The 26,557-nt window shown below is 66.7% G+C and carries 25 protein-coding genes and 1 tRNA gene; 9 read left to right on the top strand and 17 right to left on the bottom strand.

Features of this window, described 5'->3' with window-relative positions; all coding sequences use genetic code 11:
• Positions 1-735: 735 nt before the first annotated feature.
• A complete protein-coding gene (locus G1H10_RS18075; protein ID WP_163740310.1) occupies positions 736-1,029 on the top strand; it encodes a GYD domain-containing protein in 294 nt (97 codons plus the stop codon).
• Between the two features lie 110 nt (positions 1,030-1,139).
• Here G1H10_RS18075 and G1H10_RS18070 read toward each other — a convergent pair whose 3' ends face one another.
• The 7 genes from G1H10_RS18070 to G1H10_RS18040 form a co-directional block, all read right to left on the bottom strand.
• Complete coding sequence (locus G1H10_RS18070; RefSeq protein ID WP_163740308.1) at positions 1,140-2,585, bottom strand: acyl-CoA carboxylase subunit beta; 1,446 nt, start codon at positions 2,583-2,585, stop codon at positions 1,140-1,142.
• Positions 2,586-3,851, bottom strand: coding sequence for a beta-ketoacyl-[acyl-carrier-protein] synthase family protein (locus G1H10_RS18065; RefSeq protein ID WP_163740306.1), 1,266 nt, complete (start codon positions 3,849-3,851; stop codon positions 2,586-2,588). It abuts the gene before it with no gap.
• 5 nt (positions 3,852-3,856) lie between these two features.
• The gene (locus G1H10_RS18060; RefSeq protein ID WP_163740304.1) at positions 3,857-4,102 is read right to left on the bottom strand and encodes an acyl carrier protein; all 246 of its coding nucleotides are present in this window, start codon (positions 4,100-4,102) and stop codon (positions 3,857-3,859) included.
• 97 nt (positions 4,103-4,199) lie between these two features.
• Positions 4,200-5,216 carry a beta-ketoacyl-ACP synthase III gene (locus G1H10_RS18055; RefSeq protein WP_163740302.1) on the bottom strand — a complete coding sequence of 339 codons (1,017 nt, stop codon included), beginning with the start codon at positions 5,214-5,216 and terminating at the stop codon, positions 4,200-4,202.
• Positions 5,216-6,397 carry an acyltransferase domain-containing protein gene (locus G1H10_RS18050; protein ID WP_163740301.1) on the bottom strand — a complete coding sequence of 394 codons (1,182 nt, stop codon included), beginning with the start codon at positions 6,395-6,397 and terminating at the stop codon, positions 5,216-5,218. Before G1H10_RS18050 ends, G1H10_RS18055 begins: the two co-directional genes overlap by 1 nt.
• A 143-nt stretch (positions 6,398-6,540) precedes the next feature.
• On the bottom strand, positions 6,541-7,329 hold the full coding sequence (locus G1H10_RS18045; RefSeq protein ID WP_163740299.1) for an IclR family transcriptional regulator: 789 nt from the start codon (positions 7,327-7,329) through the stop codon (positions 6,541-6,543).
• A 113-nt stretch (positions 7,330-7,442) separates the two neighbouring features.
• The gene (locus tag G1H10_RS18040; RefSeq protein WP_163740297.1) at positions 7,443-8,618 is read right to left on the bottom strand and encodes a PucR family transcriptional regulator; all 1,176 of its coding nucleotides are present in this window, start codon (positions 8,616-8,618) and stop codon (positions 7,443-7,445) included.
• Positions 8,619-8,723: 105 nt separating this feature from the next.
• Here G1H10_RS18040 and G1H10_RS18035 point away from each other — a divergent pair, with 105 nt between their 5' ends.
• Positions 8,724-9,476, top strand: coding sequence for a pirin family protein (locus G1H10_RS18035; RefSeq protein WP_216853392.1), 753 nt, complete (start codon positions 8,724-8,726; stop codon positions 9,474-9,476).
• A gap of 885 nt (positions 9,477-10,361) precedes the next feature.
• On the opposite strand, the gene aceE is transcribed toward G1H10_RS18035, so the two are convergent.
• On the bottom strand, positions 10,362-13,109 hold the full coding sequence (gene aceE, locus G1H10_RS18030) for a pyruvate dehydrogenase (acetyl-transferring), homodimeric type (protein WP_163740294.1): 2,748 nt from the start codon (positions 13,107-13,109) through the stop codon (positions 10,362-10,364).
• 318 nt (positions 13,110-13,427) lie between these two features.
• On the opposite strand from aceE, the gene G1H10_RS18025 reads away from it, so the two are divergent.
• From G1H10_RS18025 to G1H10_RS18010, 4 genes are all read left to right on the top strand, one after another.
• The gene (locus tag G1H10_RS18025; RefSeq protein ID WP_312856602.1) at positions 13,428-13,850 is read left to right on the top strand and encodes a DUF3052 domain-containing protein; all 423 of its coding nucleotides are present in this window, start codon (positions 13,428-13,430) and stop codon (positions 13,848-13,850) included.
• 10 nt (positions 13,851-13,860) lie between these two features.
• Positions 13,861-14,322: a peroxiredoxin gene (locus G1H10_RS18020; RefSeq protein ID WP_163740292.1), complete on the top strand. Its 462-nt coding sequence runs from the start codon at positions 13,861-13,863 to the stop codon at positions 14,320-14,322.
• A 90-nt stretch (positions 14,323-14,412) separates the two neighbouring features.
• The gene (locus G1H10_RS18015; protein ID WP_163740290.1) at positions 14,413-14,904 is read left to right on the top strand and encodes a hypothetical protein; all 492 of its coding nucleotides are present in this window, start codon (positions 14,413-14,415) and stop codon (positions 14,902-14,904) included.
• 123 nt (positions 14,905-15,027) lie between these two features.
• Positions 15,028-15,099, top strand: a tRNA-Val gene (locus G1H10_RS18010).
• Positions 15,100-15,116: 17 nt separating this feature from the next.
• Here G1H10_RS18010 and G1H10_RS18005 read toward each other — a convergent pair.
• The 7 genes from G1H10_RS18005 to G1H10_RS17975 all read right to left on the bottom strand — a co-directional run bounded on the left by G1H10_RS18005 (position 15,117) and on the right by G1H10_RS17975 (position 20,351).
• On the bottom strand, positions 15,117-16,244 hold the full coding sequence (locus G1H10_RS18005; protein WP_163740289.1) for a tyrosine-type recombinase/integrase: 1,128 nt from the start codon (positions 16,242-16,244) through the stop codon (positions 15,117-15,119).
• Positions 16,241-16,432 (bottom strand): helix-turn-helix transcriptional regulator, encoded by a 192-nt coding sequence (locus tag G1H10_RS18000; RefSeq protein ID WP_163740287.1) that lies wholly within the window; start codon positions 16,430-16,432, stop codon positions 16,241-16,243. Before G1H10_RS18000 ends, G1H10_RS18005 begins: the two co-directional genes overlap by 4 nt.
• A 45-nt stretch (positions 16,433-16,477) precedes the next feature.
• Positions 16,478-17,881, bottom strand: coding sequence for a replication initiator (locus G1H10_RS17995; RefSeq protein WP_163740286.1), 1,404 nt, complete (start codon positions 17,879-17,881; stop codon positions 16,478-16,480).
• Complete coding sequence (locus tag G1H10_RS17990; RefSeq protein WP_163740284.1) at positions 17,878-18,171, bottom strand: hypothetical protein; 294 nt, start codon at positions 18,169-18,171, stop codon at positions 17,878-17,880. Before G1H10_RS17990 ends, G1H10_RS17995 begins: the two co-directional genes overlap by 4 nt.
• Positions 18,168-19,601 (bottom strand): FtsK/SpoIIIE domain-containing protein, encoded by a 1,434-nt coding sequence (locus G1H10_RS17985; RefSeq protein ID WP_163740282.1) that lies wholly within the window; start codon positions 19,599-19,601, stop codon positions 18,168-18,170. The genes G1H10_RS17990 and G1H10_RS17985 overlap by 4 nt, the downstream gene beginning before the upstream one ends.
• A complete protein-coding gene (locus tag G1H10_RS17980; RefSeq protein WP_163740280.1) occupies positions 19,601-19,834 on the bottom strand; it encodes a hypothetical protein in 234 nt (77 codons plus the stop codon). Before G1H10_RS17980 ends, G1H10_RS17985 begins: the two co-directional genes overlap by 1 nt.
• Positions 19,835-19,916: 82 nt before the next feature.
• On the bottom strand, positions 19,917-20,351 hold the full coding sequence (locus G1H10_RS17975; protein ID WP_163740278.1) for a plasmid replication, integration and excision activator: 435 nt from the start codon (positions 20,349-20,351) through the stop codon (positions 19,917-19,919).
• A gap of 132 nt (positions 20,352-20,483) precedes the next feature.
• On the opposite strand from G1H10_RS17975, the gene G1H10_RS17970 reads away from it, so the two are divergent.
• The 3 genes from G1H10_RS17970 to G1H10_RS17960 all read left to right on the top strand — a co-directional run bounded on the left by G1H10_RS17970 (position 20,484) and on the right by G1H10_RS17960 (position 22,743).
• Entirely contained in the window at positions 20,484-20,837 is a 354-nt protein-coding gene (locus G1H10_RS17970) for a GntR family transcriptional regulator (protein ID WP_163740276.1), read from the top strand.
• A gap of 134 nt (positions 20,838-20,971) precedes the next feature.
• Complete coding sequence (locus tag G1H10_RS17965; protein WP_163740274.1) at positions 20,972-22,186, top strand: helix-turn-helix domain-containing protein; 1,215 nt, start codon at positions 20,972-20,974, stop codon at positions 22,184-22,186.
• Positions 22,183-22,743: a flavoprotein gene (locus G1H10_RS17960; RefSeq protein WP_163740272.1), complete on the top strand. Its 561-nt coding sequence runs from the start codon at positions 22,183-22,185 to the stop codon at positions 22,741-22,743. The genes G1H10_RS17965 and G1H10_RS17960 overlap by 4 nt, the downstream gene beginning before the upstream one ends.
• Positions 22,744-22,837: 94 nt before the next feature.
• Here G1H10_RS17960 and G1H10_RS17955 read toward each other — a convergent pair whose 3' ends face one another.
• Both G1H10_RS17955 and G1H10_RS17950 read right to left on the bottom strand, forming a co-directional pair.
• On the bottom strand, positions 22,838-24,616 hold the full coding sequence (locus G1H10_RS17955; protein WP_163740271.1) for a DUF262 domain-containing protein: 1,779 nt from the start codon (positions 24,614-24,616) through the stop codon (positions 22,838-22,840).
• A gap of 775 nt (positions 24,617-25,391) precedes the next feature.
• Positions 25,392-26,468 (bottom strand): potassium channel family protein, encoded by a 1,077-nt coding sequence (locus G1H10_RS17950; RefSeq protein ID WP_163740268.1) that lies wholly within the window; start codon positions 26,466-26,468, stop codon positions 25,392-25,394.
• Positions 26,469-26,557 lie beyond the last annotated feature (89 nt).

The raw sequence follows: 26,557 nt of genomic DNA, 5'->3' as shown, positions 1-26,557 counted from the left end.
GCAAGAGGTCCTCGTGAAGCTTGAGGACGAGTCTCATCAGGATTCAATGTAGCGGCTACATGGCGCGCGGTACGCACAACGACGAAACGCACGGACGTCCCCCGCTCGGCGGGGGCGTAAGCTTCCTCGCTTCCGTGTGACCCGACATCGCGCTGAGCGCAGACGCCCGTGCGTTGCGGGCGTCCGCGCCGGCATGCTCGCAGGCCCTGTGACAGGGCACCGCCGGACCGTCGACCGGCCCACCTCACACGGCGGACCGCACGGTCGGGTGGCGACCGGGTTCTTTTCACACGGCGCTGCCCACAACCGCGTCGTGTGGGCGGCTGTGTGCACTCCGTCCGTTCCAGGCCCGGTCGTGAGAGCTGCCGTGTGAATGAAAGCCGCTCAGAGCCGTGTGTGAGGAGTCGTGTACCTGGTCGTGCGCGTCCTGCCCGCTGCCGGCGGTCGAAACATGCACGACCCGGTACACGACCCACCTAAACCGGCGAAACTCTCACGGCTCATCACACAGCACCGTACGGCGAGGTCGAATAGCTCGAAGAACCGAGGCGGTCACCACGTCGCATGGTCCACGCAGGCCCAGCGGCCGGTAGCCAGAACAGGCGACGAGGCACATCGTCGGATTTCGACAGCGCACAGCGTTCCCAACGCGGCCAACTGGGCGTAGCTTTGAAGCATCGTCGTTGGCAGAAACGACGATGTCGGTGTGGAACAACCTCGCGGGGGGTGAGGATGATGCCCACGTACATCAGCTTGATCAACTGGACGGATCAGGGTGTCCGGAACACCAAGGAGACCGTCGAGCGCGCACAGGCAGCCACCGATCTTGCCGAGCGCATGGGTGGCACCCTGAGGGACGTCTACTGGACCGTCGGCGAGTACGACATCGTGTCGATCGCCGAGTTTCCGGACGACGAAACCGGGACCGCTTTCCTGTTGGCCCTCGGTTCCCAGGGCAACATCCGGACCTCCACGCTTCGGGCTTTCAACGCGGAGCAGATGACCGGGATTCTGGGCAAGCTCGGCTGACCGAGCCCTCGAGGTCACAGCCCGCAGCTGGTCGGACGTCGACGACGCAGGATGATTGCTCGCTCGCGTTGACGCCGGCCGCGCGGGACGTCGCCAGGTGCCGACCGTGCCTACAGCGGGATGTTGCCGTGCTTGCCGCGGCGGGCCGGGGCGTCGGCGATGGCGCGGGCCAGGGCGGAGCGGGTCACGGCAGGCTCGACGACCTCGTCGACGACGCCGATCTCCCGCGCGCGGTCCAGACCACCGGCGATGCGCTCGTGCTCCTCGGCGAGTCCGGCCTCGACCTGGGGGCGCACCTCCGGGTCGACCTCGGCGAGCTTGCGCCGGTGCAGGATCCGCACGGCGGCCACGGCGCCCATCACGGCCACCTCGGCCGTCGGCCAGGCGAACACCCGGGTGGCGCCGAGCGCCCGCGAGTTCATCGCGATGTACGCCCCGCCGTACGCCTTGCGCGTCACCAGCGTCACCCGCGGGACGGTCGCCTCGGCGAACGCGTGCAGCAACTTCGCACCGCGGCGAACGACGCCGTCCCACTCCTGCCCCACGCCCGGCAGGTAGCCCGGAACGTCCACGATGACGACGAGAGGCACCCCCAGGGAGTCGCACATGCGGACGAACCGGGCCGCCTTCTCCGCCGACGTGGAATCGAGGCAGCCGCCCAGACGCAGCGGATTGTTGGCGATGACGCCGACGGTCCGCCCACCCAGGCGGCCCAGCGTCGTGGTGATGTTCGGCGCCCAGCGCGGATGCAACTCCAGCGCCGTCTCGTCGTCGAGTAGATCGTCGACGATGGGGTGCACGTCGTAGGCGCGCTTGGCGGACTCCGGCAGGTGCGCGCCGAGGTCGACGTCGCGCATCTGGTCAACCGCGGTCTCACCCTGGTTGCCCAGCAGCGACGCGAGGTGTCGCGCGCGGTCCAGCGCCTCTCGCTCGGTGCTGCTGACGACGTGTACGACGCCCGAGCGGCGACCGTGCGGCTCCGGTCCACCGAGGCGCAGCATGTCGACGTCCTCGCCGGTGACGGACTTCACCACGTCCGGGCCGGTGACGAAGACCCGGCCCTCCGGCCCGAGAATGACCAGGTCGGTCAGAGCCGGGCCGTAGGCGGCACCGCCGGCGGCCGGACCGAGCACGACCGAGATCTGCGGGATCACACCGGAGGCGCGGGTCATGACCTCGAAGATCTGCCCCACCGCATGCAACGACAGCACGCCCTCGGGCAACCGGGCACCACCCGAGTGCCACAGTCCGATGATCGGCACACCGTCGGCCAGCGCCCGCTCGTAGGCGTCCACCACTACCCGGCAGCCGTCGTGTCCCATCGCGCCGCCCATGACGGTCGCGTCCGAACAGAACGCCACCACGGGGGTGCCGTGGACGGTGCCCACGGCCGCCAGCATGCCGCTGCGGTCGTCCGGGCTGATCAGCTCGAGTGAGCCCGCGTCGAGCAGCGCCGCGAGCCGATGGTTCGGGTTGCGCGGATCCTCGTCCCGGGATGGCTTCTCCGGTCTGCCCGTGGCCTGCGCGGGAACCGGCCGGCTGGCGACGGCGGTCATCTAGTGCCTCCTGAAGGCGAGAACGACGTTGTGGCCGCCGAAACCGAACGCGTTGTTCAGTGCGGCGGGCCGGTCGTCGTCGAGTTTCCGCGGTGCGTCGCGGACGACGTCGAGCTCGATCTCTTCGTCGAGGTTGTCGACGTTGATGGTCGGCGGAACCAGGCCGTGGTGCAGCGACAGCACCGTCGTCATCGCTTCGACGGCTCCGGCGCCGCCCAGCAGGTGACCGATCATGGACTTCGGTGCGGTGACCGGGATGTTCGCCACCGCGTCGCCGAAGACCTTGCGCAGCGCCACCGACTCGGCGGCGTCACCGACCGGCGTCGACGTGGCGTGGCAGTTCACGTGGCCGACGTCCTCGACACCCAGGTCGGCGTCGGTGAGCGCCTTGCGGGTCGCGGCGATGATGCCCTGTCCACCGGGCTCCGACTGCGCGATGTGGTGCGCGTCGGCGCTCATGCCGGCACCCGCCAGCTCGGCGTAGACCCGGGCGCCGCGCGCCGCGGCGTGCTCGGCGGACTCCAGGACGAACAGCGCGCCGCCCTCACCGAGGACGAAGCCGTCGCGGTCCCGGTCGAACGGGCGGCTGGCGCGTTCGGGCTCGTCATTCCGCTTCGACAGCGCCATCATGTTGCCGAACGCGGCGATCGGCAGCGGGTGGATCACCGCTTCGCTGCCGCCGGCCACGACGATGTCGGCCCGGCCGGACCGGATCATGTCCAGCCCGTAGGCGAGCGCCTCGGCGCTGGACGAGCACGCGCTCACCGGTGCGTGCGCGCCGGCGCGTGCCTGCAGCTCGAGGCTGACGTTGGCGGCCGGGCTGTTCGGCATCAGCATCGGGATCGCCAGCGGCGACACCTTGCGGTGCCCCTGCTGCACGAGCAGGTCGTAGTTGCCGAGCAGGGTGTGCAGGCCGCCGATGCCGGACGCGCAGACCACGGCGACGCGGTCCGGGTCGAGGCCGGCGTCCGACGCCTTGCCCTCGAACCCTGCGTCGGCCCAGGCCTGCTGTGCCGCGACGACGGCGAACTGCGCGGACCGGTCGAGGCGGCGCGCCTTGACCCGGGGGAGTACCTCCGCCGGATCGACGGCTGCCGGTGCGCCGAAGCGCACCGGCATGTCGAGCTCCGTGACCCAGTCCTCGGTCAGCGACCGCGCACCGGAACGGCCGGCGAGGAGCGAATCCCAGGTCGACGCGACATCGCCTCCGACAGGCGTGCTCGCGCCGAGCCCGGTGACGACGACGGAAACCTGGGAACGTGCCATGGTGTTCAGGCCTGACCCTTCTCGATGTAGGAGACGGCGTCACCGACGGTGGCGAGGTTCTTGACCTCGTCCTCGGGGATCTTGACCCCGAACTTCTCCTCGGCCGCGACGACCACCTCGATCATGGACAGCGAGTCGATGTCGAGGTCGTCGGTGAACGACTTCTCGAGCTGGACGTCGTCCGCGGGAACGCCGGTGATCTCGTTGACGATCTCGGCGAGTCCGCTGCGGATCTCTTCTGTACTGGCCATCGGGTCTGTCTCTCCTTCAATGGGTTGATGCTGTTCGGGCTTCCCGAGCGATTCCGCACCTCGTCGTGGCGACCGTCGAGAGGCCGTGAGGCGACCTTTAGGGTATGCGTATCACCTGGCCGGCATAGACCAGGCCCGCGCCGAAACCGATGATGAGAGCAAGGTCACCGCTGGTGGCCTCTCCGGTTTCCAGCATCCGCTCCAGTGCGAGCGGGATGGACGCGGCGGATGTGTTGCCCTGCTGGGCGATGTCGCGCGCGATCGCGACCTTCTCGGGAAGCTTGAGCGAGCGGGCCATCGCATCGGTGATGCGCATGTTCGCCTGATGCGGAACGAACAGGTCGAGTTCATCGATGGTGATCCCCGCGGCGTCGACCGCCTGCTGGGCCACCTTCGCCATCTCGTACGACGCCCACCGGAAGACCGGGTTGCCATCCATGACCAGGTGCGGCATCCGGGGTCCGCCCTCCCCGAAAAGCGCCTCGCGCCACTCCTCGCGCTGCCTGATCAGGTCCAGGTGCTCGCCGTCGGAGCCCCAGACGACCGGGCCGATGCCCTGCTCGTCGTCGTTGTCGCCGGCCCCGACGACGGCGGCCCCGGCGCCGTCGGCGAAGATGAAGGCAGTCGACCGGTCATGGATGTCGGTCAGGTCGGACAGCCGTTCCACGCCGATGACCAGTACGTGTTCGGCCGTCCCCGCGCGCACCATGTCCGAGGCGAGCGACAGTCCGTAACAGAAGCCGGCACAGGCCGCGGAGATGTCGAATGCGGCCGCGGTGCCGGCTCCGAGCTTGTGTGCGATCTGCACGGCCGCGGCCGGCGTCTGATACAGGTGCGTGACCGTGGCGACGATGACGCAGCCCACCTGTTCGGGCTGGACTCCCGCGTCGGCGAGCGCCTTCTGGGCTGCCGAGACGCTCATCGAGATGACCGTCTCGTCGTCGGTGGCCCACCGCCGGCTTTCGATCCCGGACCGGGTCCGGATCCACTCGTCCGACGAGTCGATGTTCTTGATGATCTCCTCGTTGCTGATCACCCGGGACGGACGATACGCACCGATGCCGAGAACCCTGGTGGGTCTGGACGAAGCCGGTACGGTGATCGAGCCACTCATCATTCCACCGCCTCGGGGTGCAACCGGATCAACGGTTGGCCCGGTGCCACCGGGTCACCGTCCTCTACCAGCCATTCCAGCACGGTTCCTCCGTGTGTGGCACGTACCTCAAGCGAATCGCGCAGCGATGACACCCGGCCGACGACGTCGCCCTTGGCGAGCCGCGCGCCGGTGTCGATCCGCTCGGCGCTGAACGAACCCTTGATCGGCGCCACGACCAGCCGCCAGCTGGGGCTGTCCGTGATCGGGCTCGGTTCCCCGTGCTCCTGGACGAACCGGCGCGCGTCGTCCAGCTGGTCCGGGGTCTTCAGGGCGAACGTCTGCACGCCTGGAATGGCGCGACGGGCGAGGCCGGCGAGCGTGCCGGCGGGCGGTACCTCGAGAACGCCGGTGACGCCGAGGTCGGCCATGGTGGACTGGCACAGGTCCCAGCGCACCGGGCTGGCGACCTGATCGACGATCCGGCTGAGCACCTCGCGGCCGTCGTGCACCACGTGGCCGTCCTTGTTGGACAACAGCCGGGTGCGCGGGTCATGAGTGCTGATCGCCCCGGCGTACCTGCGTAGACGCTCCACGGCCGAGGCCATGTGCTGGGTATGGAACGCGCCGGCCACGGAGAGCGGGCGGAGGCGCGCGCCTTCCGGTGGGTTGTCGTTGAGCGCGTCCAACTGCTCATAGGTGCCCGCGGCCACCACCTGGCCGGCGCCGTTGATGTTCGCCGGGGTCAGCCCGTGCTTCTCCAGCACCGCGAGCACGTCGTCCGGGTCTCCGCCGAGTACGGCGGTCATCCCCGTCGGCACCGTCGCGGATGCTTCGGCCATGCCACGGCCACGTTCCCGGACGAACACCATCGCCTGCTCGGCGGTGATGACGCGTGCGCCGGCGGCCGCGGTGATCTCGCCGACGCTGTGCCCGGCCACGGCGGCGACCGAGGCGTAGGCATCCGCCGGGTGCGGGAACAGTTCCAGAGCGGCGAGCAGACCGGAGGCTACCAACAGCGGTTGGGCGACGGCGGTGTCGCGAATGGTCTCGGCGTCCGCCTCGGTTCCGTAGTGCGCCAGGTTCAAGCCGGCGACGGCCGAGAGCCACTCCAGCCGGTTCGCGAACGTCGGCAGCTCGAGCCACGGCTCGAGGAAGCCTGGGGACTGGGAACCCTGACCGGGCGCGACGATGACCAACACCCTTCCACCTTCCTGCCTACCGGTCCGTAGGAGGGGTCGGGGCGGTTAACAAGGTCTTCCAAGTATGTTTGGGTGGTTCCTACAAAGCCGCACCGCACGGCGCCGTGACGGCCACCTGTTGGCCGGCTGGGGCGTGCGCGGGGTCAGGCCTGGCCGGGTCTGGGCGTGTATCCCAGGCGTGCGGACAGGTCGCGTGCGCCCTCGGCGACGTGATGGGTGAGCTCGTCGTCGAGCCGGTGGTCAGCGCGATGCACGGGGACCGAGATGCTGATCCCGGCCACCACCGCACCGCTGAGGTCGCGGACGGCAGCGGCGACGCACTTGACGTCCGGGTTCGACTCGCAGTCGTCGTACGCCAGCCCGCGGCCGCGCACCGTGTGCAGCTGGTCGAGGAGTTCGTCGAACGTGGTGATGGTCTTCGGCGTCATCGCCGGCCAATCGGTCACGTCCCGATACAGCTCGGCGAGCTCGTCGTCGGAGAGGTCGGCGAGCATGGCCTTGCCGACGGCGGTGCAGTGCGCCGGCAGGCGGCGCCCGACCCCGGACACCATCCGCACGGCGTGCGGGCTGTCGGCCTTGACCAGGTAGATGACGTCACGTCCGTCCCGGGTGGCGATGTGGACGGTTTCGTTGCACCGGGCCATGATGGTGTCGGCGACGACGCGTCCCTGCTCGGCAAGGTCGATCCCGGCCGAGAAGGTGCTGCCGAGCTCGAGCAGCCGGATACCGAGGTCGAAGCGGTTGCCGTAACCGTCGACGGCGCGCAGGTAATTGTTGGCGACGAGCGTCTGCACCAGCTCGTACGTCGTGCTGCGGGGAAGGTCTACATGCGCCGTGATCTCCGGCACCGTGCGCGGCCCCTGACCGTCGAGGAACACGTTGAGGATCTTCACCGCGCGATCCACTGCCGGCACGGTCCGCCCCTGCGCCATCACGTCACCTCCCACTCTCGGCCAGGAAGTCTGAAATATCAGACGATGATCGACATCCCGGATACAGCCTATCGACGTGTCTGTACTGCCTGCAAAGCGATTTAGCCGGGCGATCAGTCGTACGACGGCGGATTGAGACGTCCCAGGCTGAGGGCGATGCGCAGCGTGTACGAGTCGCGAGGATCAGTGGGCATCAGGCCGGCGACGTCGGCGACCCGCCGCAGCCGGTACCGCACGGTGTTCGGATGCACGAACAGCAGCCGAGCCGCGGCCTCGACCGACGCGCCGGTCTCCAGGTAGGCGGCGAGGGTCTCCAGAACCACGGGGCCGGCCTCCGAGACGGGGAGGAAGACCTCGTTGATGAGTTCCCGCACCGCCTCCTCGTCTCCGGAGAGTGCACGCTCGGGCAGCAACGCCGAGGACGACACCGGTCGGGGCGCATCCGGCCAGCCGCCCGCGGCCAGAAACGCCGAGACGGCGGCCCGGGCGGAGATATTGGCGGACACGAGGTCAGGCACCAGCGGGCCGACGATGACCGGGCCGTCGCCGAAATGAGTCACCAGGCAGTCGGCCGCCTTGACCGGGTCCTCGACGTGTCCGAGGACGGCGACCAGCCGGTCGCCCTGAACTCCGGTGAGGACGTCGTAGCCGGCCTTGCGCGCGCTGCGCCGTATCGCGTCGACCGTGCCGTCGCTCGCCGATGGCGGCCGGCCGATCAGCACGGCGACCCCGTTCTGGTCGGTCCAGCCAAGTGCCGATGCCCGCGAGCGCACATCCTCGTCCACCTCGCCGCGGAGCAGCGAGTCGACGACGGTCGCCTCCAGCCGGGCGTCCCAGGAGCCGCGTGCTTCCGCGTACCGGGCGTAGACGTGCGCCGCGGAGAACGCCACCTCGCGGGAGTACCGCAGCACACCCTCGAGCACGGCGGGAGCGTCCTCCTCGCCGACCACATCGGCGACGTTGTCCTCGACGACCTCGATCGCGACCCGGACGACCTCGACCGCCTGTTGCAGGCTGATCGAGCGGATGAGCTCGCGGGGGGCGGTGCCGAAGACGTCGGCGGTAGGCGTCGGGCGTGCGTCGCCCGGGTTCCGGTACCAGTCGACGAATGCGGCGATGCCCGCCTGGATCACCAGCCCCACCCACGAGCGCTGCTCCGGGGGCATGCTCCGGTACCAGGCGAGCCGTTCCTCCATCGTGCTGATGGCGGCCGTCGCCAGGGTGCCCGTCGCATGCTCCAGGAGATGCACGGTCCGCTCATGGCGATCGGAGTCGCGTACCGGAGACATATCCGGCAGGGTACGCGGTCGCGCAGCCCGGTGGGTGAGACTGGGGGTGTGACAAACATCGTGATCAGACGCGCTTCTGACCGCTTCACCAGTTCAGAGCCGGGTGTGACGTCTCGGCACTCGTTCTCGTTCGGGCGCCATTACGACCCGGAGAACGTCGGTTTCGGTCTGCTGATCATGAACAACGACGACGTCGTGGAGCCGGGGCACGGATACCCGACACACCCCCACCGGGATGTGGAGATCGTGACCTGGGTGCTGGACGGGGCGCTCGTCCATCGCGACACGACCGGAGCGGGCGGTGTGATCCATCCGGGTCTGGCACAGCGGTTGAGCGCGGGCCGCGGGGTGCGGCACTCGGAGTTCAACGATCACCGGCCGTCGCCGTTGCGATTCGTCCAGATGTGGGTGCCTCCGGACAGCGCTGGTGCGGACCCGTCGTACGGCTGTCAGGACGTCTCCGAAGACCTGGATTCCGGTGGCCTGGTCACCGTGGCCAGCGGCATGCCCCGATATTCGGGCTCCACGGCCATCACCCTCGGTCAACGCGCCGCCGCCATGCACGTCGCCCGGCTGAGCCGTCAACCGGCGCCGGTGGAACGGGGCGGCGGTGATGCTCGGGCGCACTCGGTGACTCTGCCCACGGCGCCGTTCCTCCACCTTTACGTTGCGCGGGGGACCGCGGATGTCGAGGGGGTGGGGCGCCTTGGCGAGGGCGACGCCGTGCGCATCATCGATGAAGGCGGCCGTCGGGTCACCGCAGCGCCATCGGATTCGGACGCTGCCGAGCCGGGACCGGCTGCCGGGTTTGCGGAGATCATCTCCTGGGAGATGCACGCCGACCTGCGCCCCGCGTGAGCCTTTGCAATGCACACACATACGCAACGGTCGGCGTGGAGACGTGCCGATGCGCATATGTGTGCATTGCAAGGGGAGGGAGGGCGAGGAAGGGCGTGGGTCGAGGGATCGATCGTGCTGACTCTGACCGGATTCAACCAAGCGGTGTGCTCGGTCGTGTTGATTCTGGCCGCAGGCGGGCGCCCTTGTGGCGAGCTGTGTAGATTCCGGCGGCCAGCATCGAGGTTGTGCACTCAGTCGTGTTGATTCTGGCCGTAGTGCTGGGGTCGTGCGCTGAGTCGTGTTGATTCTGGCCGCGTATGGCGGCGATTCCTCCCACGACAGCTCCCACGGGCGCTCGATGGGGCGATTTTGCGGCCGGGGCTCACACGACCACCGGCACGACACGCGGCATGCGGCTCTCAGTCACCCGACTGGTGTCACGACAGGGTACGAAGCGGTTGGCGTTCACACGATGACTCCCACGACACCATCAACCGGCGAGTTTCACACAACAATCCGCACGACCTACTCCTGGCGGCCAGGATTCACACGGCTGGCCCCATGCCAGGCCGAGAACCAGGATTCCTTACGTGGTGAAGCGTGGTCGGCGGCAGCCAAAGATGCGGCGTCGCGAAGGACCGAGGTGGCTGGCGCTGCTCCCAGGCGAGGCAGGGGAGAGTCGGTCCCTGCTCGGCAACGGTCAGCCGGGCAGAAGGACGACTTACGTGATGCATGGCCCGGGGCGGATACGTTTCGTGCGTTGACCACGACCGAGTGGGTTCGGAACCTGCTGGATCGCAAACCCGCTTGGTCACGAGTCCGCTGGACGAAACCCGCTCGGTTCGGAACCCAGTGGATGGGATGTCCGCTGAGTTCCGAACCTGCTGGGTCGAAACCGCCCGCTCAGGACTCGCCGCCGGCCTCTTCGGCGGTGGTGGCGTTGACGTCGTCGAGCCGGTACTGCTCGTGCGCCTTGCGGACGAGATCCCAGGAGACCTCGCCGCGCCGGGCGAGCAAGGTGAGCACATTGACGACGATCGACTGCGCGTCCACCTTGAAGTGGCGGCGCAGGGCGGCCCGGGTGTCGGACAGGCCGAACCCGTCCGTGCCAAGGGAGGCCCAGTCGCCGGGTACGTACGGCGCGATCTGGTCCTGAACGGCGCGCATGTAATCGCTGACCGCGACCACGGGCCCCTGGGTCTCCTGGAGGCGTCCGGTGACATACGGCACCTGCGGCTCCGAGTCCGGATGCATGAGGTTCCATTCGTCGGTCGCCACCGCCTCGCGGCGCAGTTCGTTCCACGAGGTCACCGACCATACGTCCGCGGCGACCTCCCACTCGTCGGCCAGCCGCTGCTGGGCTTCCAGCGCCCAGTTCATGGCGACGCCGGAGGCGAGGATCTGGGCGTGCGGAACCTTGTCGCCCGGCGCCACCTCCATCGGCTTGTACAGGTACATGCCCTTGAGCAGGCCATCCACGTCCAGGTTCTCCGGCTCGGCCGGCTGCACGTACGGTTCGTTGTACACCGTCAGGTAGTAGAAGATGTTCTCCGCGTTCTCGCCGTACATGCGGCGCAGACCGTCCTTGACGATGTGTCCCACCTCGAACGCCCACGCCGGGTCGTAGTGCACGACCGCCGGGTTAGTCGAGGCCAGCAGCACCGAGTGTCCGTCCTCATGCTGCAGACCTTCACCGTTCAGCGTGGTCCGCCCGGCCGTGGCGCCGAGGACGAAGCCGCGAGCCATCTGGTCGCCGGCCGCCCACAGGCCGTCGCCGGTGCGCTGGAAGCCGAACATCGAGTAGAAGATGTAGATCGGGATCATCGGCTCGGCATGCGTCGCATACGACGTGGCGACGGCCGTCCACGACGCCACCGAACCGGCCTCGTTGATCCCCTCGTGCAGGATCTGGCCGTCAGTGGCCTCCTTGTACGACAGGAACAGCTCGCGGTCCACCGACGTGTAGTTCTGCCCGTGCGGCGAGTAGATCTTCAGCGTCGGGAAAAGCGAATCCATGCCGAACGTGCGAGCTTCATCCGGGATGATCGGCACGATCCGGTGGCCGACCTCGGAGTCCTTGAGCAGGTCCTTGACCAGCCGGACGAACGCCATCGTGGTGGCGACCGGCTGCTTTCCGGAGCCGCGCTTGGCGACCTCGTAGACCTTGTCCCCGGGCAGGACCAGCGGCTTCGCCGCCGTCCGCCGCTCTGGGAGGAAACCGCCCAGCTTCGAGCGGCGCTCCATCATGTAGGCGTGCTCGTCCGAGTCCTTGCCCGGATGGAAGTACGGCGGATTGTAGACATCCTCCAACGCCGAGTCCGGGATCTCCATGTACAGCCGGTCCCGGAACTGCTTGAGGTCATCCCCGGTCAGCTTCTTCATCTGGTGTGTGGCGTTGCGCGCCTCGAAGTGCGAGCCGAGTGTCCAGCCCTTGATCGTCTTCGCCAGGATGACGGTGGGCTGTCCGGTGTGCTCGGTGGCGGCCCGGTACGCGGCATACAGCTTCTGGTAGTCGTGGCCGCCGCGCTTGAGGCCCCAGATCTCGTCGTCGCTGAGATGCTCCACCATCTTGGCGGTGCGCGGGTCCCGTCCGAAGAAGTGTTCGCGCACGTAGGCTCCGGACTCGGCCTTGTACGTCTGGTAATCCCCGTCCGGCGTCGCGTTCATCAGGTTGACCAGCGCGCCGTCGGTGTCCGCGGCCAGCAGCGGATCCCACTCGCGGCCCCAGATGACCTTGATCACGTTCCAGCCGGCGCCGCGGAACAGCGCCTCCATCTCCTGGATGATCTTGCCGTTGCCGCGTACCGGGCCGTCCAGGCGCTGCAGGTTGCAGTTGACGACGAAGGTGAGGTTGTCCAGCTCCTCGCGGGCGGCGACACCGATCGCGCCGATGGTCTCCGGCTCGTCCATCTCACCGTCGCCGAGGAACGCCCAGACATGCTGCTGCGACGTGTCCCGGATGCCGCGGTTCTGCAGGTAGCGGTTGAACCGGGCCTGGTAGATCGCGTTGATCGGCCCGAGACCCATGGAGACGGTCGGGAACTCCCAGAAGTCCGGCATCAGGCGCGGGTGCGGATAGGACGGCAGCCCGCCGCCGAACCCGTTGTGCGAGAGCTCCTGGCGGAAACCATCCAGCTGATGATCGCTCAGGCGGCCCTCGAGATACGCACGCGCGTACATGCCGGGCGAGGCGTGTCCCTGGAAGTAGATCTGGTCGCCGCCACCCGGGTGGTCCTTGCCGCGGAAGAAGTGGTTGAAGCCGACTTCGTAGAGGCTCGCCGACGACGCATAGGTGGAGATGTGCCCGCCGACGCCGACGCCGGGACGTTGCGCCCGCTGCACCATCATGGCCGCATTCCAGCGGATGTAGGCCCGGATCCGGCGCTCGACGTACTCGTCGCCCGGGAAGGCCGGCTCGGACTCGGGTGGGATGCTGTTGATGTAGTCGGTGTTGCGCAGGCTCGGGACTCCGACTTGCCGTTCCTGAGCCCGTTCCAGCATCCGCAGCATGAGATATCGGGCCCGGTGCTTTCCGCCGTGCTCGATCGCGGCGTCCAGCGATTCAAGCCACTCCTGGGTCTCCTCAGCGTCAGCATCGGGAAGCTGGCTGGGGAGCCCGTTGATGATGATCGGGGAGCGGTCTGCAGCCACGACGATCCCTTCGTGGTCGGTGGGCACCGGCATTGGTGTTGGTCCGGTCCCCAGGAGGTTCCAGGGTCACTGTGTCACCTCCTATCCTCCTCGCTCTGTGCTTTTTCGTCATCATGGGGGTCCGATTTCTCAGCGACCGGGGTATCCGAGCGGGCATCCGCCGTGCCACCCTGTATCCGTCCCCTCAGTCACCTGCCTCATCCGCCGGCGACGGAACTTATCCGGCGGGTTCACTTGCGTAATCTCGCGTGGTTGGGTGGACTACGGGCGGTAGGTGGTTCGCAATGGGCGGATCACGGGAAGCAAGGAGGACAATCGGTGGGCCAGACCGCGGGCCACTCGGCAGCAGACGATGGGCCGGCCATGAAGCTTGGATTCCGTCCGGGACAAGTGGTTCAAGAGCTCGGGTGGGACGAGGACTGCGACGATGATCTGCGGATCGACATCGAGGACACCACGGGTAACGAGCTCATCGACCAGGGCAGTGGGGAGGTTGCGGACGTTGTCCTGCAGTGGTGGAGAGACGATGACGGCGATCTGACCGACGCGTTGGTCGACGCGATCACCGAACTCGCTCCCGGCGGAGTGGTGTGGTTGCTCACACCCAAGGTGGGGCGTGAAGGCCAGGTCGATCCGAGTGACATCGCGGACGCGGCGCTGACCGCCGGCCTGTCCACCACGACCACGGTGTCGGTGGCCGAGGACTGGTCGGGCACGAAACTTGTCGCACCAAGGAGTTAGTGTTTCCTCGATGGACTTGATCGGCACGCCGGCTCCGGACTTCGAGCTCTCCGACCACCACGGGGTGGCCTGGCGGCTGTCCGCGCTGCGTGGGCAGAACGTCATGGTGGTGTTCTATCCGTACGCCTTCACCGGCGTGTGCACCGGCGAGCTGTGCGCGATCCGTGACGAGCTGGCGCCGTCGTTGCCGGCGGAGACGCAGTTGCTGGCGATCTCGTGTGACACGAAGTTCGCTCTGCGCGTCTTCGCCGAGCAGCAAGGGCTGAACATACCCCTGCTGTCGGACTTCTGGCCGCACGGCGAGGTGGCGTCGGCCTACGGCGTCTTCGATCCTGAACGCGGCTGTGCGATCCGGGGGACGTTCCTCATCGATCGCGACGGCGTGGTGCGGTGGAGTGTGGTCAACGCGATTCCGCACGCGCGTGACATCTCGGACTACCGGCGGGCTCTGGGCGAGCTCGTAGCCGGGTGACGGCGGCGGGAAGGTAGAGACATGCCGTGCTATCGATGTGGCGCCCGGGAAGCGGACCCTGCCCGCGGCTCGCGCTTGTGGGTGCGGGCGGTGCAGGCCGACAGCCAGGTGCTGGTGTGTCCCGAGTGCCAGCAGAGCAGCGATTGGTCCGCTGAGGTGGACCACTGCCCGACCTGCGGTGGAACGAATCTGGTGCGCCGGCTCGGGCAGACCGTCTGCCGCACCTGCGAGTCGTCGGCGACGGCGGAGTTCCTCGCCGTGGAGAGCACCACAGACCGCGGCATCGCCGTCAACCTGGGCGGCCGCCACCGCCGTCCTGACGATGGCCGGGATCTGACCAATGAGGTGGCCAGCGCCATCGACCGGGTGCTCGGCAAACATGCCCGCCGGCCCTCCGATGACGGTGATACAGGCCACGCGAGCGGTGGGACCGTTGGGACCGGTGGTTCCGCCGCAGGTGAGGCATCCGTACCGGGAACTCACGACCCGCCGCACTCAGACGGCGCGTCAGGACCGGAGACAGCTGGCGATCACCACCGCCCGGGCCGAGCCGGCCGGTTCGGACGCGGTCGACGCCGCTAGACGCTCGGTCGCGGGCTCCGTCGTACGGTCGCCCGAACGCATGAATGTCCTCCGTGCCGATTGGGCATTCCTGATGTGCTCTGGGTAACCTAGACCGGCTGTATGGTTGGCTCAGCTGCGTGCGGGCGCATAGCTCAGGGGTAGAGCGCCGGTCTTACAAACCGGAGGTCGTTGGTTCGAAACCAACTGCGCCCACTGTCCGAACACGCTGGTCATGGTTTCGCGCCTGCTTCGGACGGCGGTTCGTCGTCGCCTGTATCGCGGATTTGGCCACGTTCTGGCCACACGGTGGCCGCGATCTCACCGAGTCGATCCGCCCATTGGTCCATCTCGTCGGGGTACAGATGGCCGTACAGGTCGAGCGTGATTGTGATCGACGCATGCCCCAGAATCCGCTGGACGACCTTCGGTGGCGTCCCAGCTGCGATGTACAGCGATGCGGCCGTGTGGCGCAGCTCGTGCGGTGTCAAACCGTCCAGGCCCGCAGCACGGACCGCCGGATACCACACACGATGCCGGAAGTTGCTCTTACGTAGTGGCCCGCCGCCTGGTGCAGTGAAGACCAGGGCATCACGATCCCGTCCCTCCACGTACGGAGCGAGCTCCGAACACAGCCAACGGTGCAGCGGCACCGTCCGGGACTGATGCGACTTCGGTGATCCCTCGATCATCCGGCCGCGCACATCAGTGAACGCGCGCACCACATCAAGCCGACGCCGAACGAGGTCGATGTCGCCGACCCGCAGCGCAGCGGCCTCGCCCCAGCGTAGGCCCGTATAGGCGAGCAACCGGATCAACGACGCATACGTCCCGGCAGCCGCCGCAAGCTTGGCCACCTCGTCGTGCGTGAGAAACCGGCGTTCGCGCTCGGAACGCAGCCGAGGCAGTCGCACGTCGGCCATGGGGTTGCGAGTCAGGCGTGCAGTACGGATCGCGTACTTGCAGACCGACGACAACACGTACGCGGCCTGGTGAACCTGCGACGCCGAGAGGCCGGATTCCACGAGTGCCGTGACCCACTGAACGAGCCCGTCATGAGTGATCTTCGACAGCGGTACCCTCGCCCAAGTCGGGAGCACCCGCCGCCGCAACACGAACTCGTAGCTGTAGCGGGTGGTCGGCTTAAGATGATGGATCGTCGCCAGCCACTCATCAGCGACAACACCGAACGGCGTCCGGGACACGGATGGATCGACCCACTCGCCACGGTTAATGCGGGATTGCTGCTCGTGCTGCCAGCGCTGAGCATCGATCTTGCGCCCGAACGACTTGTTCCGCTCGCGACCGTCCGGCCCTCGGTATCGTGCGCGCCACGAGGTACCCCGTTTCTCGATGCTCATACGACCGGTTCCTGCTGTTCGTGCAGCCATGCACGGACGTCCTCTGGCAGATAGCGCAGGTGACGCCCGACGCGAGCTGCCCTCGGACCGTAGCCGATGTACCGCCACCGATACAGGGTCGAGATGGGCACGCCGAGGTATTCGGCCACGTCTTCCGGCGTCCACGTTCGGTTTTCACGATTCGACATGCTGCTCTCCTCCAACGATCAGATCCGAACCTGTACATGGACGCGTCATCGTGTGCGGGCCTGGACGGCTGAGTGGATGGCGAGGGCGGCGCTGGGGTTGTCGAGGTAGCCGCGTCCGGCGTAGGTCCATTCGCTGAGCACGATGACGGTGTGGGCGTGGGTGAGATCGTTGATGTCGGCGTCGAGGACCTCGCGCACGGGTGCGTCCGGGTCGAGGGCGGGGCGCTCGTGTCGCCATTCACGCCGGGCGGAGCGCAGCGAGCCGAAGGTGACGGAGTAGGCGCGGCTTTTGGTGATGGGATGGCCCCGGTAGCCGAGAGTGGCCAGTCGGCGCAGGATAGGCCGGTAGTCCTCGTGTGTGGCTGCGAGACGGGCGGCGGTGTCGATGATGCGCACCACGTGCGGGGTGGCTCCGGCAGCGGCGGCTGATGCGGCGGAGCGCACGCGGACGGGCAGGCCGAAGTCCTCAGTGGATTTCGTGAGGTACTTGGCCAGGTATGCGGCGACTTGCTCGGGGTGCGCCGGTCCGGTGCGGGTGTCGCGTCCGGCGCCGGTGGTGATGGTGCGGGTGTCGACTTGTTCGCCCCAGCGCAGCCGCAACGCGTGCCCGTCGAGGCTGGGCACGTCGAGGGTGACGTGGCCGGCGGCGGCATGCACGGCGTGTTCGAGGTCGCTGGCGTCCAGCAACGCGGCGGGTGGACTGTCTGGGCCGGTGGGTCCGTCCAGGCGGATCACGGCGTGGATGTGAATGGCGCCGCGTGCCTGGAACTCGACCACCTTGGTGTAGGAGACGCGGGCGAGCTGGGTCAGCGTCTTGACGGTGATCCCGACGCGGCGAGCGAGGTTGCGGCGTAGCGCGATAGTGAACCGCCGCCAGAGTTCGGGAGCGTGCCACTGCCAGAGCACATGGGCGGGGTAGTCGTAGCACTGCCCGCATAGGGGTTGTCCGACCTGGGGGTCGTCGGCGTCGTGACGACGCGGGCATGACAGAGGGCGCCCGTGCGGGCAGACAGGCCGGTCGCGACGGGCACGGCAGGCGGGGGTGCGCCCGCCGGGGCGGGGCGGGGTGTAGCGGTGTACGGGACCGAACGACGGCGCGGTGAGGGTGACGAACGTGGCAGGATGCTCGGTCACGGTGCCCGGCACGCCCTTGCCGCCGGAGAGACCGCACATGAGCAGATGCCACGCGTCTCCCTTGTACTCGTGCGAGCAGGAAGGGCACACGGCAGCGCGGCGGTCCCCGCAGCGGGCGTAGGTGTAGCCGTCGCGTTCGTCGGCCGAGGAGTAGGTGTGCACGACCTGCCCGGTGGCCGCGTCCACGTGGATGCTCGTGCCGCGAAGCCGGATCGGGTTGGAGCAGCCCCGGGCGCGGTTCTCCGCATCGGTGACGGCGAGGCTGCCGAGCATGGTGAGCAGTTCGGCACGGCTCGGCGCGGGCGTGGTGTTCACAGCTGGTCCGGGTCGGTGATGCGGACCAGAGCGTCGGGGCCGTCGAGCCCGAGTTCAGCGGCGAACGCGTCGATGCTCTCCCAGCGCCGATCGGTGCAGTCGAGCCCACCGGCATCAACGATGCTGGTGACGATCTCGGCAAGCGTCATCGCGGTGATGGCGTGGTTGCGGTCGAGCAGCTGGCCCGGCAGCCAGGAGATTTCCCACACGCCGCGCCCGATCGGCAGCCGCCGCGCGGTGTGGCGGGTCTCGTCGCTGGTGATCGTGTCGGCGGTGATCGTCAGTGTCACGGCAAGACCTCACCTTCGACCATCGAGGCGCCCAGACCGGTGGCGGGGGCAGGGTAGGTGCGGCAAGTGGCGGCGATGTCGTCGTCGGAGACGTAGGCCGCACGCACCCGTACCGGTTCGCGCTGCCCGTCGATGAGCACGTAACCGGTGCCCGGCATCGACGCCGGGATCTGGTCACAGCGCGCGCCCCGGTCACGGGCACCGTCGCCGAGGACCATGCCGACCTGGGATGCCTCAGTCAGCCGCAGCGCGATCCGGACCGGAAAGAGATCCCGCATGGCCACGATGTCCTTGCGCGGGTCCTGCACCGCCGCCAGCACCGAAACCCCCACGGCGCGGCCCTGCGAGAGCACCACCGACAGCGCCGAGGCGAGGCGTTTGGACAGGTCACGCTCCGGCAGGTACGCGGTCAGGTAGGCCAGCTCGTCCACGACCAGCAGCACAAACGGCTCTACTGGAGTGGGGGTGTGTTGCCGGGCGATGCCGCGCAGCCGATTCGCCCGCTCGGTGACCAGCTCTGCGGCCTGCTCGACCAGGGCCACCATTGGCTCGGGTTCGTGGGTGAACCGGCTGAACAGCGCCCGGCCCGGGGCCAGTTCCATGCCGCCCTTGGGATCAGCGACCCAAGCTTGGACGTACCCGTCGCGGATCGCCGGAGCCACCCCGCGCAGCACCGACCAGACCACTGAACCCTTCCCGGCCCCGGTCTCCCCGGCCACCAGGACATGCGTGCTCTGCAGACCCACGCTCCAGGGCTGGCCATCGTCACGAGTACCGACAGCGACGCCGGTGAGGTCTACGCTCGCGGCCGGTTCCAGCGCCGGTACCACGTCGACCAAGGGGTCGCGGCGGGTGAAGACCAGCCACACCACCCCCGGCTTGTCGACCTGGACCCGGCAGCCGAGCGCGCCGAAGGTGGAGGCCAGGGCCTCGGTCTTACCGTCCAGGTCGGACGGGCACTGCCCCGGTAGGAGTTTGACCCGCACCCGGTCGGCAAACGCATCGCAGCGGACCCGGATCACGTGCGGGGCGTATCGCTCGGCACCCCAGCCCTTGGACAGCTCACACAGGTGCATCGCCGAACGCCAACGGCGCCGATACACCCACGCGCCGCGCACCCTCGAGCGGAACGGATTAGCAACGAACCGGGTGAACGAGGACCGGTGCCAGAACGACCACGCGGCCAGCGCGATCGTCAGCGCCGCATACGCCGCCAGCAGCGCGGCGAGCCCGTGCGAGGCCCACAGCCATACCGTGGCGACCAGTACGACCGTGGTGCCGGGGTGACGCAGCCCGTACCAGGGGACGAGCAGCAACAGCAGGCCCAGGCCCTTCCCCAAGGACACGACGAGCGAGTCGTCATCGCCGGGACGGCGGGGAACGTCGTACTCGTCTCCGGCCACCTGATCAGCAGCCCATTTGACCCGCATCAGGCTGCACCCCCGCTCTTGGAGCGCGCCGAGATCGGCTTGCGGCGCACCGGGCGGCGGGACGTCACAGGGGAACGGCAGTCCTCGCACACCGCGCCGGGCTCGTCGACGACCAGGTGGTTGCACATGCCGCAGCGAAACCGCAGTGCGGCCACGACACCGCGTGCACGGACGCCGCCCTCGAACAGCGGCTCGGTCTCCAACGGCGAGTGATCACTACTAGAGTTGGACATGCTGAGCCCTCCTAACAGTGGGTTTGGAAGGCGCGGGGATCAAAGGTTGGTAGCCGGTCCGATCCCCGCGCCGGTCTATCTGTCAGGCCGCATCCTTCGTCTGCGACCCGCTGCCGTTGTTGCCTGCCTTGCCGCCGGACGGCTTGCGCATCTCCGTCGCGCGCAGCGAATAAGCCTGCTTCGGTCGCGCCCCGTTGGTGTCCACATACGGCGTCACGCTCAACCCGGTGAACTCCACCGGCCGAAACGGCGTGCCCGCGAGTTGTTCCGGAGGCACGGGCTGCACCTCTGCCGCGATCTTCACCGTCAGTTCCCGCTGCCCCTTTCGCGCGTCCGGGTCCGCGTCCATCACCGGGACCTGCCACACCGGCAACCCAGTGGTCTTGTCCTTCTTCTGGACCCGGTTCTCTCGTGTGGACTGCTCGAAATCCGCTTCCGGCGTGACCTCACCGATCACATACGCACCGTGCGGAAATACCGCATCGAACTCCACCGGGATCGCTCCGTTGATGGCCATGTTCGCCTCCGTAGGTAGTGGCCGGGTTGCCTAGAACTGAGCTAGGTTACCGTGGATATCTAGACTGTACTAGTAAGGCTTAGTACAGTCAATATTGTTCTGATGTGTGCTAGGGCGCGCTAGTATGGATGAATGGTCGAGATCACCACTGATGACCCGCGACCGCCGTACGTTCAGATCGCTGACGACATCCGTGCCCAGATAGACGCGGGAGCGCTGAAAGCGGGGGAGAAGCTGCCTTCCGGGCGTGAGCTTTCGACGCGGTACGGCGTCGCGAGTATGACCGTCCAGCGTGCGATGCAGCTGCTGCGCTCCGAAGGCCGGGTGGTGAGCTGGCAGGGTCGCGGCAACTTCATTGCCGACGCCGGCCCGGAAGACTCCACCGATACAGCGGCGCGGATCGCGTGGCTAGAACAGGCAGTGCGAGGACTCACCGAGCGAGTGGACTCCCTGGATGCGAGACTCGGCAAAGCCGACCGCGGTTGAGTGCTGATTGACAATTGCGACAGCTCCCTTGTGTGATCGGGGACGGTGACATGACCAGAGAACTACCGGCGCGACAGGTTCACCCGGACAAACTGTCCGGGTCTGTAATCGATCTCGTTGCGTATCGTTGACGCATGCGTGGAGCAGACGAGCATCTGAGCATCGGGGAACGCATCGCGTTCTACCGCGTACGGCGCGGCCTGACGCAAGCTGTCCTCGCGAATCTCGTGGGCCGCTCAGAAGACTGGCTGAGCAAGATTGAGCGTGGTGAACGCCAGATATGGCGGCTCGACGTTCTCGCCGAGGTTGCTCGCGCACTTCGTGTAACCCTGGGTGATCTCATCGGCCAGCCCGTGCTGGTCGAGGACGAACAGAACAACGACGACGTACCAGCCGTGCGCGATGCTCTGATGAATCCGCAACGGCTGTCCCGCGTGCTGTTCTCGCGTGACGAGTCGCACTTGCCTGAGGTGAGTCAGGTCGAGCAGCTGACGAGTACGGCATGGAGCAATTACCAGGACGGACAGTTGGGCAAGGCTATCGCCGTCCTGCCGCAGCTCATCAAGGCGGCGCAAGCGCTGGAGAACGAGCGTGTCCGCGACGGATGGCGCGTGTCGGCGCGGGTGCACCACCTGGCGGCGACAGCGTTGAGCAAGGTCGGCGAAGCCGATCTGGCATGGATCGCCGCCGAGCGAGCCATGGGCGCGGCCGATCAATCTGACGACCCGCTGGTACTGGCGTCGGCGGCACGTGCCGGCACACACGCTCTGCTCTCAGTGGGACGCTACGACGATGCATTGAGCCTTGGCGAGACGGCGCGTTCCTGGCTCGCAAGCCGACTCCGAGAAGGCGACGCCGAAGCGTTGAGCTTGCTGGGCATGCTCGATCTCCGCATGGCCATCGCGGCGGCACGTCGACAAGATCGGCCTACCGCGACGCGACTTCTGCACCGGGCCGAATCAGCCGCCGGACAGCTCGGCGAAGACGCCAACCACTGGCAGACGGCCTTCGGCCCGACCAACGTCGCCTTGCACCAGATCTCCGCTGCGCTCGATCTCGGAGACTCAACGTACGTAGCCGAACACGGCCCCCGCGTCGATCCCGCGCCACTACCCGTCGAGCGGCAGATATGCCACCACATCAACGTCGCACGGGCATACAGTGACCTCGCCCAGGACGAAGCCGCCATAGAAACCCTGCTCGACGCGGAACAACGAGCACCGCAATTCGTCCGACACAGCGTCATGGTCCGCGAAACCGTGCGCGCCATTCACCGCCGCTCGCCCGTCACCATGGGCGGACGCAACTCCGACGTCATGCAGCTTGCGGAACGGTGCCGGGCAGTATGACCCGAGTACTCGGCCTCGTCGGCTGCGCAGCGGGCGGCCTCGAAGACATCAGGACGCAGCTCATCGAGCCCATGCAGAGCGACGGTTGGACCGTTGCCGTCACGGTAACGCCAACGGCCGCGACCTGGCTGCGAGCATCGGGGGAGTACGACAAGATCGAAGCAGTCACCGGCCTTCCTGTGCGCGTCGAGCCTCGGCTACCAACCGAGACCAGCCCACATCCACCAGTCGACTGCTACGCCGTCGTGCCAGCTACCGCGAGCACCGTCGCCAAGCTCGCACTAGGCATCGCCGACAATCAGGCGCTCACATCCGTGTGCGAAGCACTCGGCAACCGTCGGCCACCTGTAGTGATCTTCCCGCGCATCAACGCCGCCCATGCCGGACAACCAGCCTGGCTCGACCATATCGACGCGCTCCGCAGGGCTGGGGCACATCTGATCTACGGCGACGATGTGTGGCCACTCCATACGCCCCGGAGCGCACCCGGCCGAGCGCTGCCATGGAACGCAATTCGAAGGGCAATTGACACCACTACCCGCGCGCACGACAACTAAGCCGTCGATTGCTATTCCCATTGCCCTGACGGAATGATCGTGCGCTAGGTTACGTTCAGCGCGGACTGGCCTCCGCGTGAGACATCTCGGTTGGTTACGCGAACCTGGCGAAAAGCCTGCCCACGTCCGCGGCGGCAACCTCCAGTGTCTGTGAGCCCGACCGCGTATAGAACGAGTTGGACACGGCCACCGGTTCACCGACGTCCACTACCTTAAGGATGAGAACCGTTCGCTCTGCGATTCGCGCAACTCGCATGTCACGGAGCACCTGTGCCTCTAAGCGACTATCTACGAGGCAGGACTTGTACTTCTCAGTGAACCAAAGGAGCACGTCATCTATGCTCCCAAGCTGGTCTACGTCAATCTCAATTCCCGTAACGTACCTGCCCTCGATCTCGGGACAATCCCTTCCCGAGAGTTTCGTTACGCGGGACGCGTCAGCGGACTTATCTGCTATTCCAACAAGTATGTATCCTTCGAACCCTTTTCCGCCATTGGCGATCGCGCCGGACGTGCGGGCAACTTCGTTAACAATATCGCCGCTCAACGATGGAGTTCCCGAAAGAATCGAGAAGCCCTGCTTGAGTTCCAATGTTGACGTTTCTACCAATGATGCCTTGAGTAATCGCTCGACCACGAGAGCGTTTTTCGTCTCGAAGGGACCGGTAGAGACGCTGCCGGCAATAGCGTTACGGCGAAGGATGCCAGCGACGACGTCGATGTTCTGTTTCTTGGAGTTCGCTGTCCACCGGCCGCCGCCTCCGGGTATGTCTATGTGTTTCGATCCAAAATCCTTCAAATCTGCGCGAATCGCGTCGTAATCAAGAACGCTCAATCCCTCCTTGTGGAGGATTGTGTCAAGCGCCAGGAAAACTACTTCGAAATATCGGGGGACTCGTTGCCGAGGAGCCGAGAAAAAGTGCGTAGAGAAAACGTGACCACGATCGAAGACAGTATTGAATGCGGCAATCGTGTCGTCGAAGCGACTCTGGACTTCCTCGGGAGAGTACCTGAGAATTGCGGTCTCGATCTTGTCCGCACGAGATTCTGTACTAGGCGTTAATCCATAGAATTCGTCGAGGACTCGCGAATCGTATGGAGGGGTTGGTTCCGAGAGCATCGTAACAAGCAGATCGGCGACGATCTCCTCGTCCCGAGAGGTACGGACTTGCTCTCTATCCAGAATGCGGTGCCGAACCCAGAAGATCTCGTCAACGAAAACGCCTGGTCGTTCAGGGCTTGATGAGATGCTGATTGCGGGCATTGCCTTCAGGTCGAGCATATCTGACACGGAATAGTCGCCGCGGATTGCGGCCGAGATCTTTCTCACGGTGTCCGCATATATCGAGAGGCATCCTGCCTGACGAATCTCCTGTCGACTCAGGTGGCGACCATTCGAATTGATTCGTCTAAATACCTCATCGACTTTTTCGTTCGAGCTTGTTCGGTAGGCTGAGACTGGAAGAGTGTAGCCAGCAATATCGACGCATAGCGACCGGTCCAAGACCGGTGAATTCTGAATGAGGGCGCCCTCGTCTAGAAGTTGCTTCGTCTCTGCCAATGAGTTCAGGTCGAAATAGCCGTTAATGATGCCGTATTCATTCTCCATAAAGCTAAACACCGCGTTTAGCCGCTGGAGTCCATCGATTACTTCTAGGCGCTCTTGACCGTCCTCAACGACCTCGGCAACGAGGATAAGCGGAACAGGCATGTCTTGGACCAAGGAGTCGATAAAGGCCTTCTTCTCGTCCTCTGTCCACACTAGCTTGCGCTGATATCGCCGGTTGACTGCGAGGCGCCCACTCCTGAACTGCGTGTAGAGCGACTGGACTGATTCGCCGCGAACGATGAGACTGGTGCTGAACTCCGCCATGACACCTCGAATAGTCGCTACCTGTCTCGGTCGATCCCAGACTGGCCGTCTCTGTCGCTTCGTCGGTGATCATCCCCGAAGAAGCCAACCACAACTGTACTGGCAGCACCGACTCGCGGCGAATCAAGTCCGTAGAGCCCGGCTCCTTGGGTGGAGTCACCCCTCGCCGGGCGGTGAGAACTTTCTGTACTCCGTCAAGGCGGCTCGCTGCGCTCGCCGCACGCCGCAGCGCCCGGCGATGCCGGGCGTGCGGCCTGGGGGCCGTTCCGGGCTCGCCGGGCGCTGCGAGGCGACGATCTACGCGTGCTGCCGGGGGACGTCTACTCACTTACCGACGCCACCCTCATAGGCCAGTCTCCGGCCTCCACTGCGCGCATCAACGGCGCTCGCAAGCTCGCGTCACTACGTGATCGGCTCCGCCGACCGTTGACCCGCTCCGCTCCAGCCTACGAACGGGCAGCTATGAGGATGACGTCTCAGAATGGCGCGCCGGACACCGGTGGCCACAGTCTGGCCACACGAAGTGCCGAGTACCTGCGCGTCAACGCGAAACGATGAGTGCTATTTGCCCAGGTGAACGCCAACCTCCCAGGGCCGATCATGGTCGGCGCGTTCCTTACAAACCGGAGGTCGTTGGTTCGAAACCAACTGCGCCCACGGATGAGATGAGTGGCCTGTCCCCGGGAAGGCTCGGGAGACACGCAGGGGTATCAGCCGAGCATGCACGAGCGCCGCGCCTCGTGGCAGCCGCGACGGGTTCCTGCGACGGTTCCCGCTACGGGCGGTTCCGCATGGAGGCGGGTCCTCGCCAGCGGGTCAGCATGTCGAGTCGGTGGAGGAACCGCCGGCTGCGGTAGACGAAATCGGCCAGATCGTCGCTGAGAGCGTCGTCGTGGATGGCGACGCGGGTACGGGTGGCGATCCGGTCCCGGATCATCTCGAGTTCCGCTCGGGCATCGTCGTCAGGTCCTGCCTCGAGCTCGTCCCTGGCGGACTTGTTCAGGTGCTGCCCGGAGACGTCCATAATGAGCCGATGAGAGGCGCGGTGCAGGGAGCGCGCGGCGGGCGCCAGCCGGCCGTAGGGCGCGCCCGTTGATACGAGTCTGGCGGCGACGGCAGCCTCGAACGCGGCTTCGAACGCCGGTTCCGGGTCTCGTCGCGGGTCGGCGAAGCGGTAACACAGAGCCACCATGGGCAGCCGGTGGAGACGATCGTCGATATCGCGGATCATGTCGCCGAGCTCCTCGAGCCTCCTCCGGGTGTCCACGATGCCTTCTTCGGTCAAGGCGTTGAGAATCAGCTCGGTGCCGTCAGCGGAGCCGCCGGTGTCGTCGTCGAGCCGCAAGGCGAGATGCACCCGCTCGTTGAGCGCCGTGACCACCTGAATGACGTAGGTGACGATGCCGGTCAGCAGGACGAAACCGGTCGCCGACGCGGCGAAGGTCGCGAGCTGCAGGGGCCAGGTGACGGGCGTGATGTCACCGTATCCGAGGACGGTGACCGTGACGCCGCTGTAGTACAACGCCTGCAGGAAACCGAGATCGGAGAGCTCCGGCTCGGCACGGTAGGCGTCGTCGATGAAGGGATACACCACGAGGGCGAAGCCGAGGATGAAGGCGAAGACCCACATGATGAACGTCGCCGCGATCATGGCTGGACCGGCGAGCGCCTGCACTCGCCGGCGCATGGCGCCGGCCGGGACACGAACGGCGACGGCCCAGACGCCTCGCTGGGTCTGCTTGGCCAACACCCCTTCAAGGTCCGGATGGATCGCGGTCAGGGCCACATCGATCAGCACCATGATCATCAGTGCGGTGCCGGCCGCGGCGATGGCGACGTGCCAGATCTCCATTCGGCTCCTCGGGGTCGACGACGCCTTGACGATGTACCCACCTTGCGGGCGGGGCAACGTCGGCGGTCGGATTTCACCGGGTGATCACC

The organism is Phytoactinopolyspora halotolerans (genome assembly GCF_010550675.1).
GTDB lineage: Bacteria > Actinomycetota > Actinomycetes > Jiangellales > Jiangellaceae > Phytoactinopolyspora > Phytoactinopolyspora halotolerans.
This window is presented reverse-complemented; position numbering and strand designations above follow the sequence as displayed.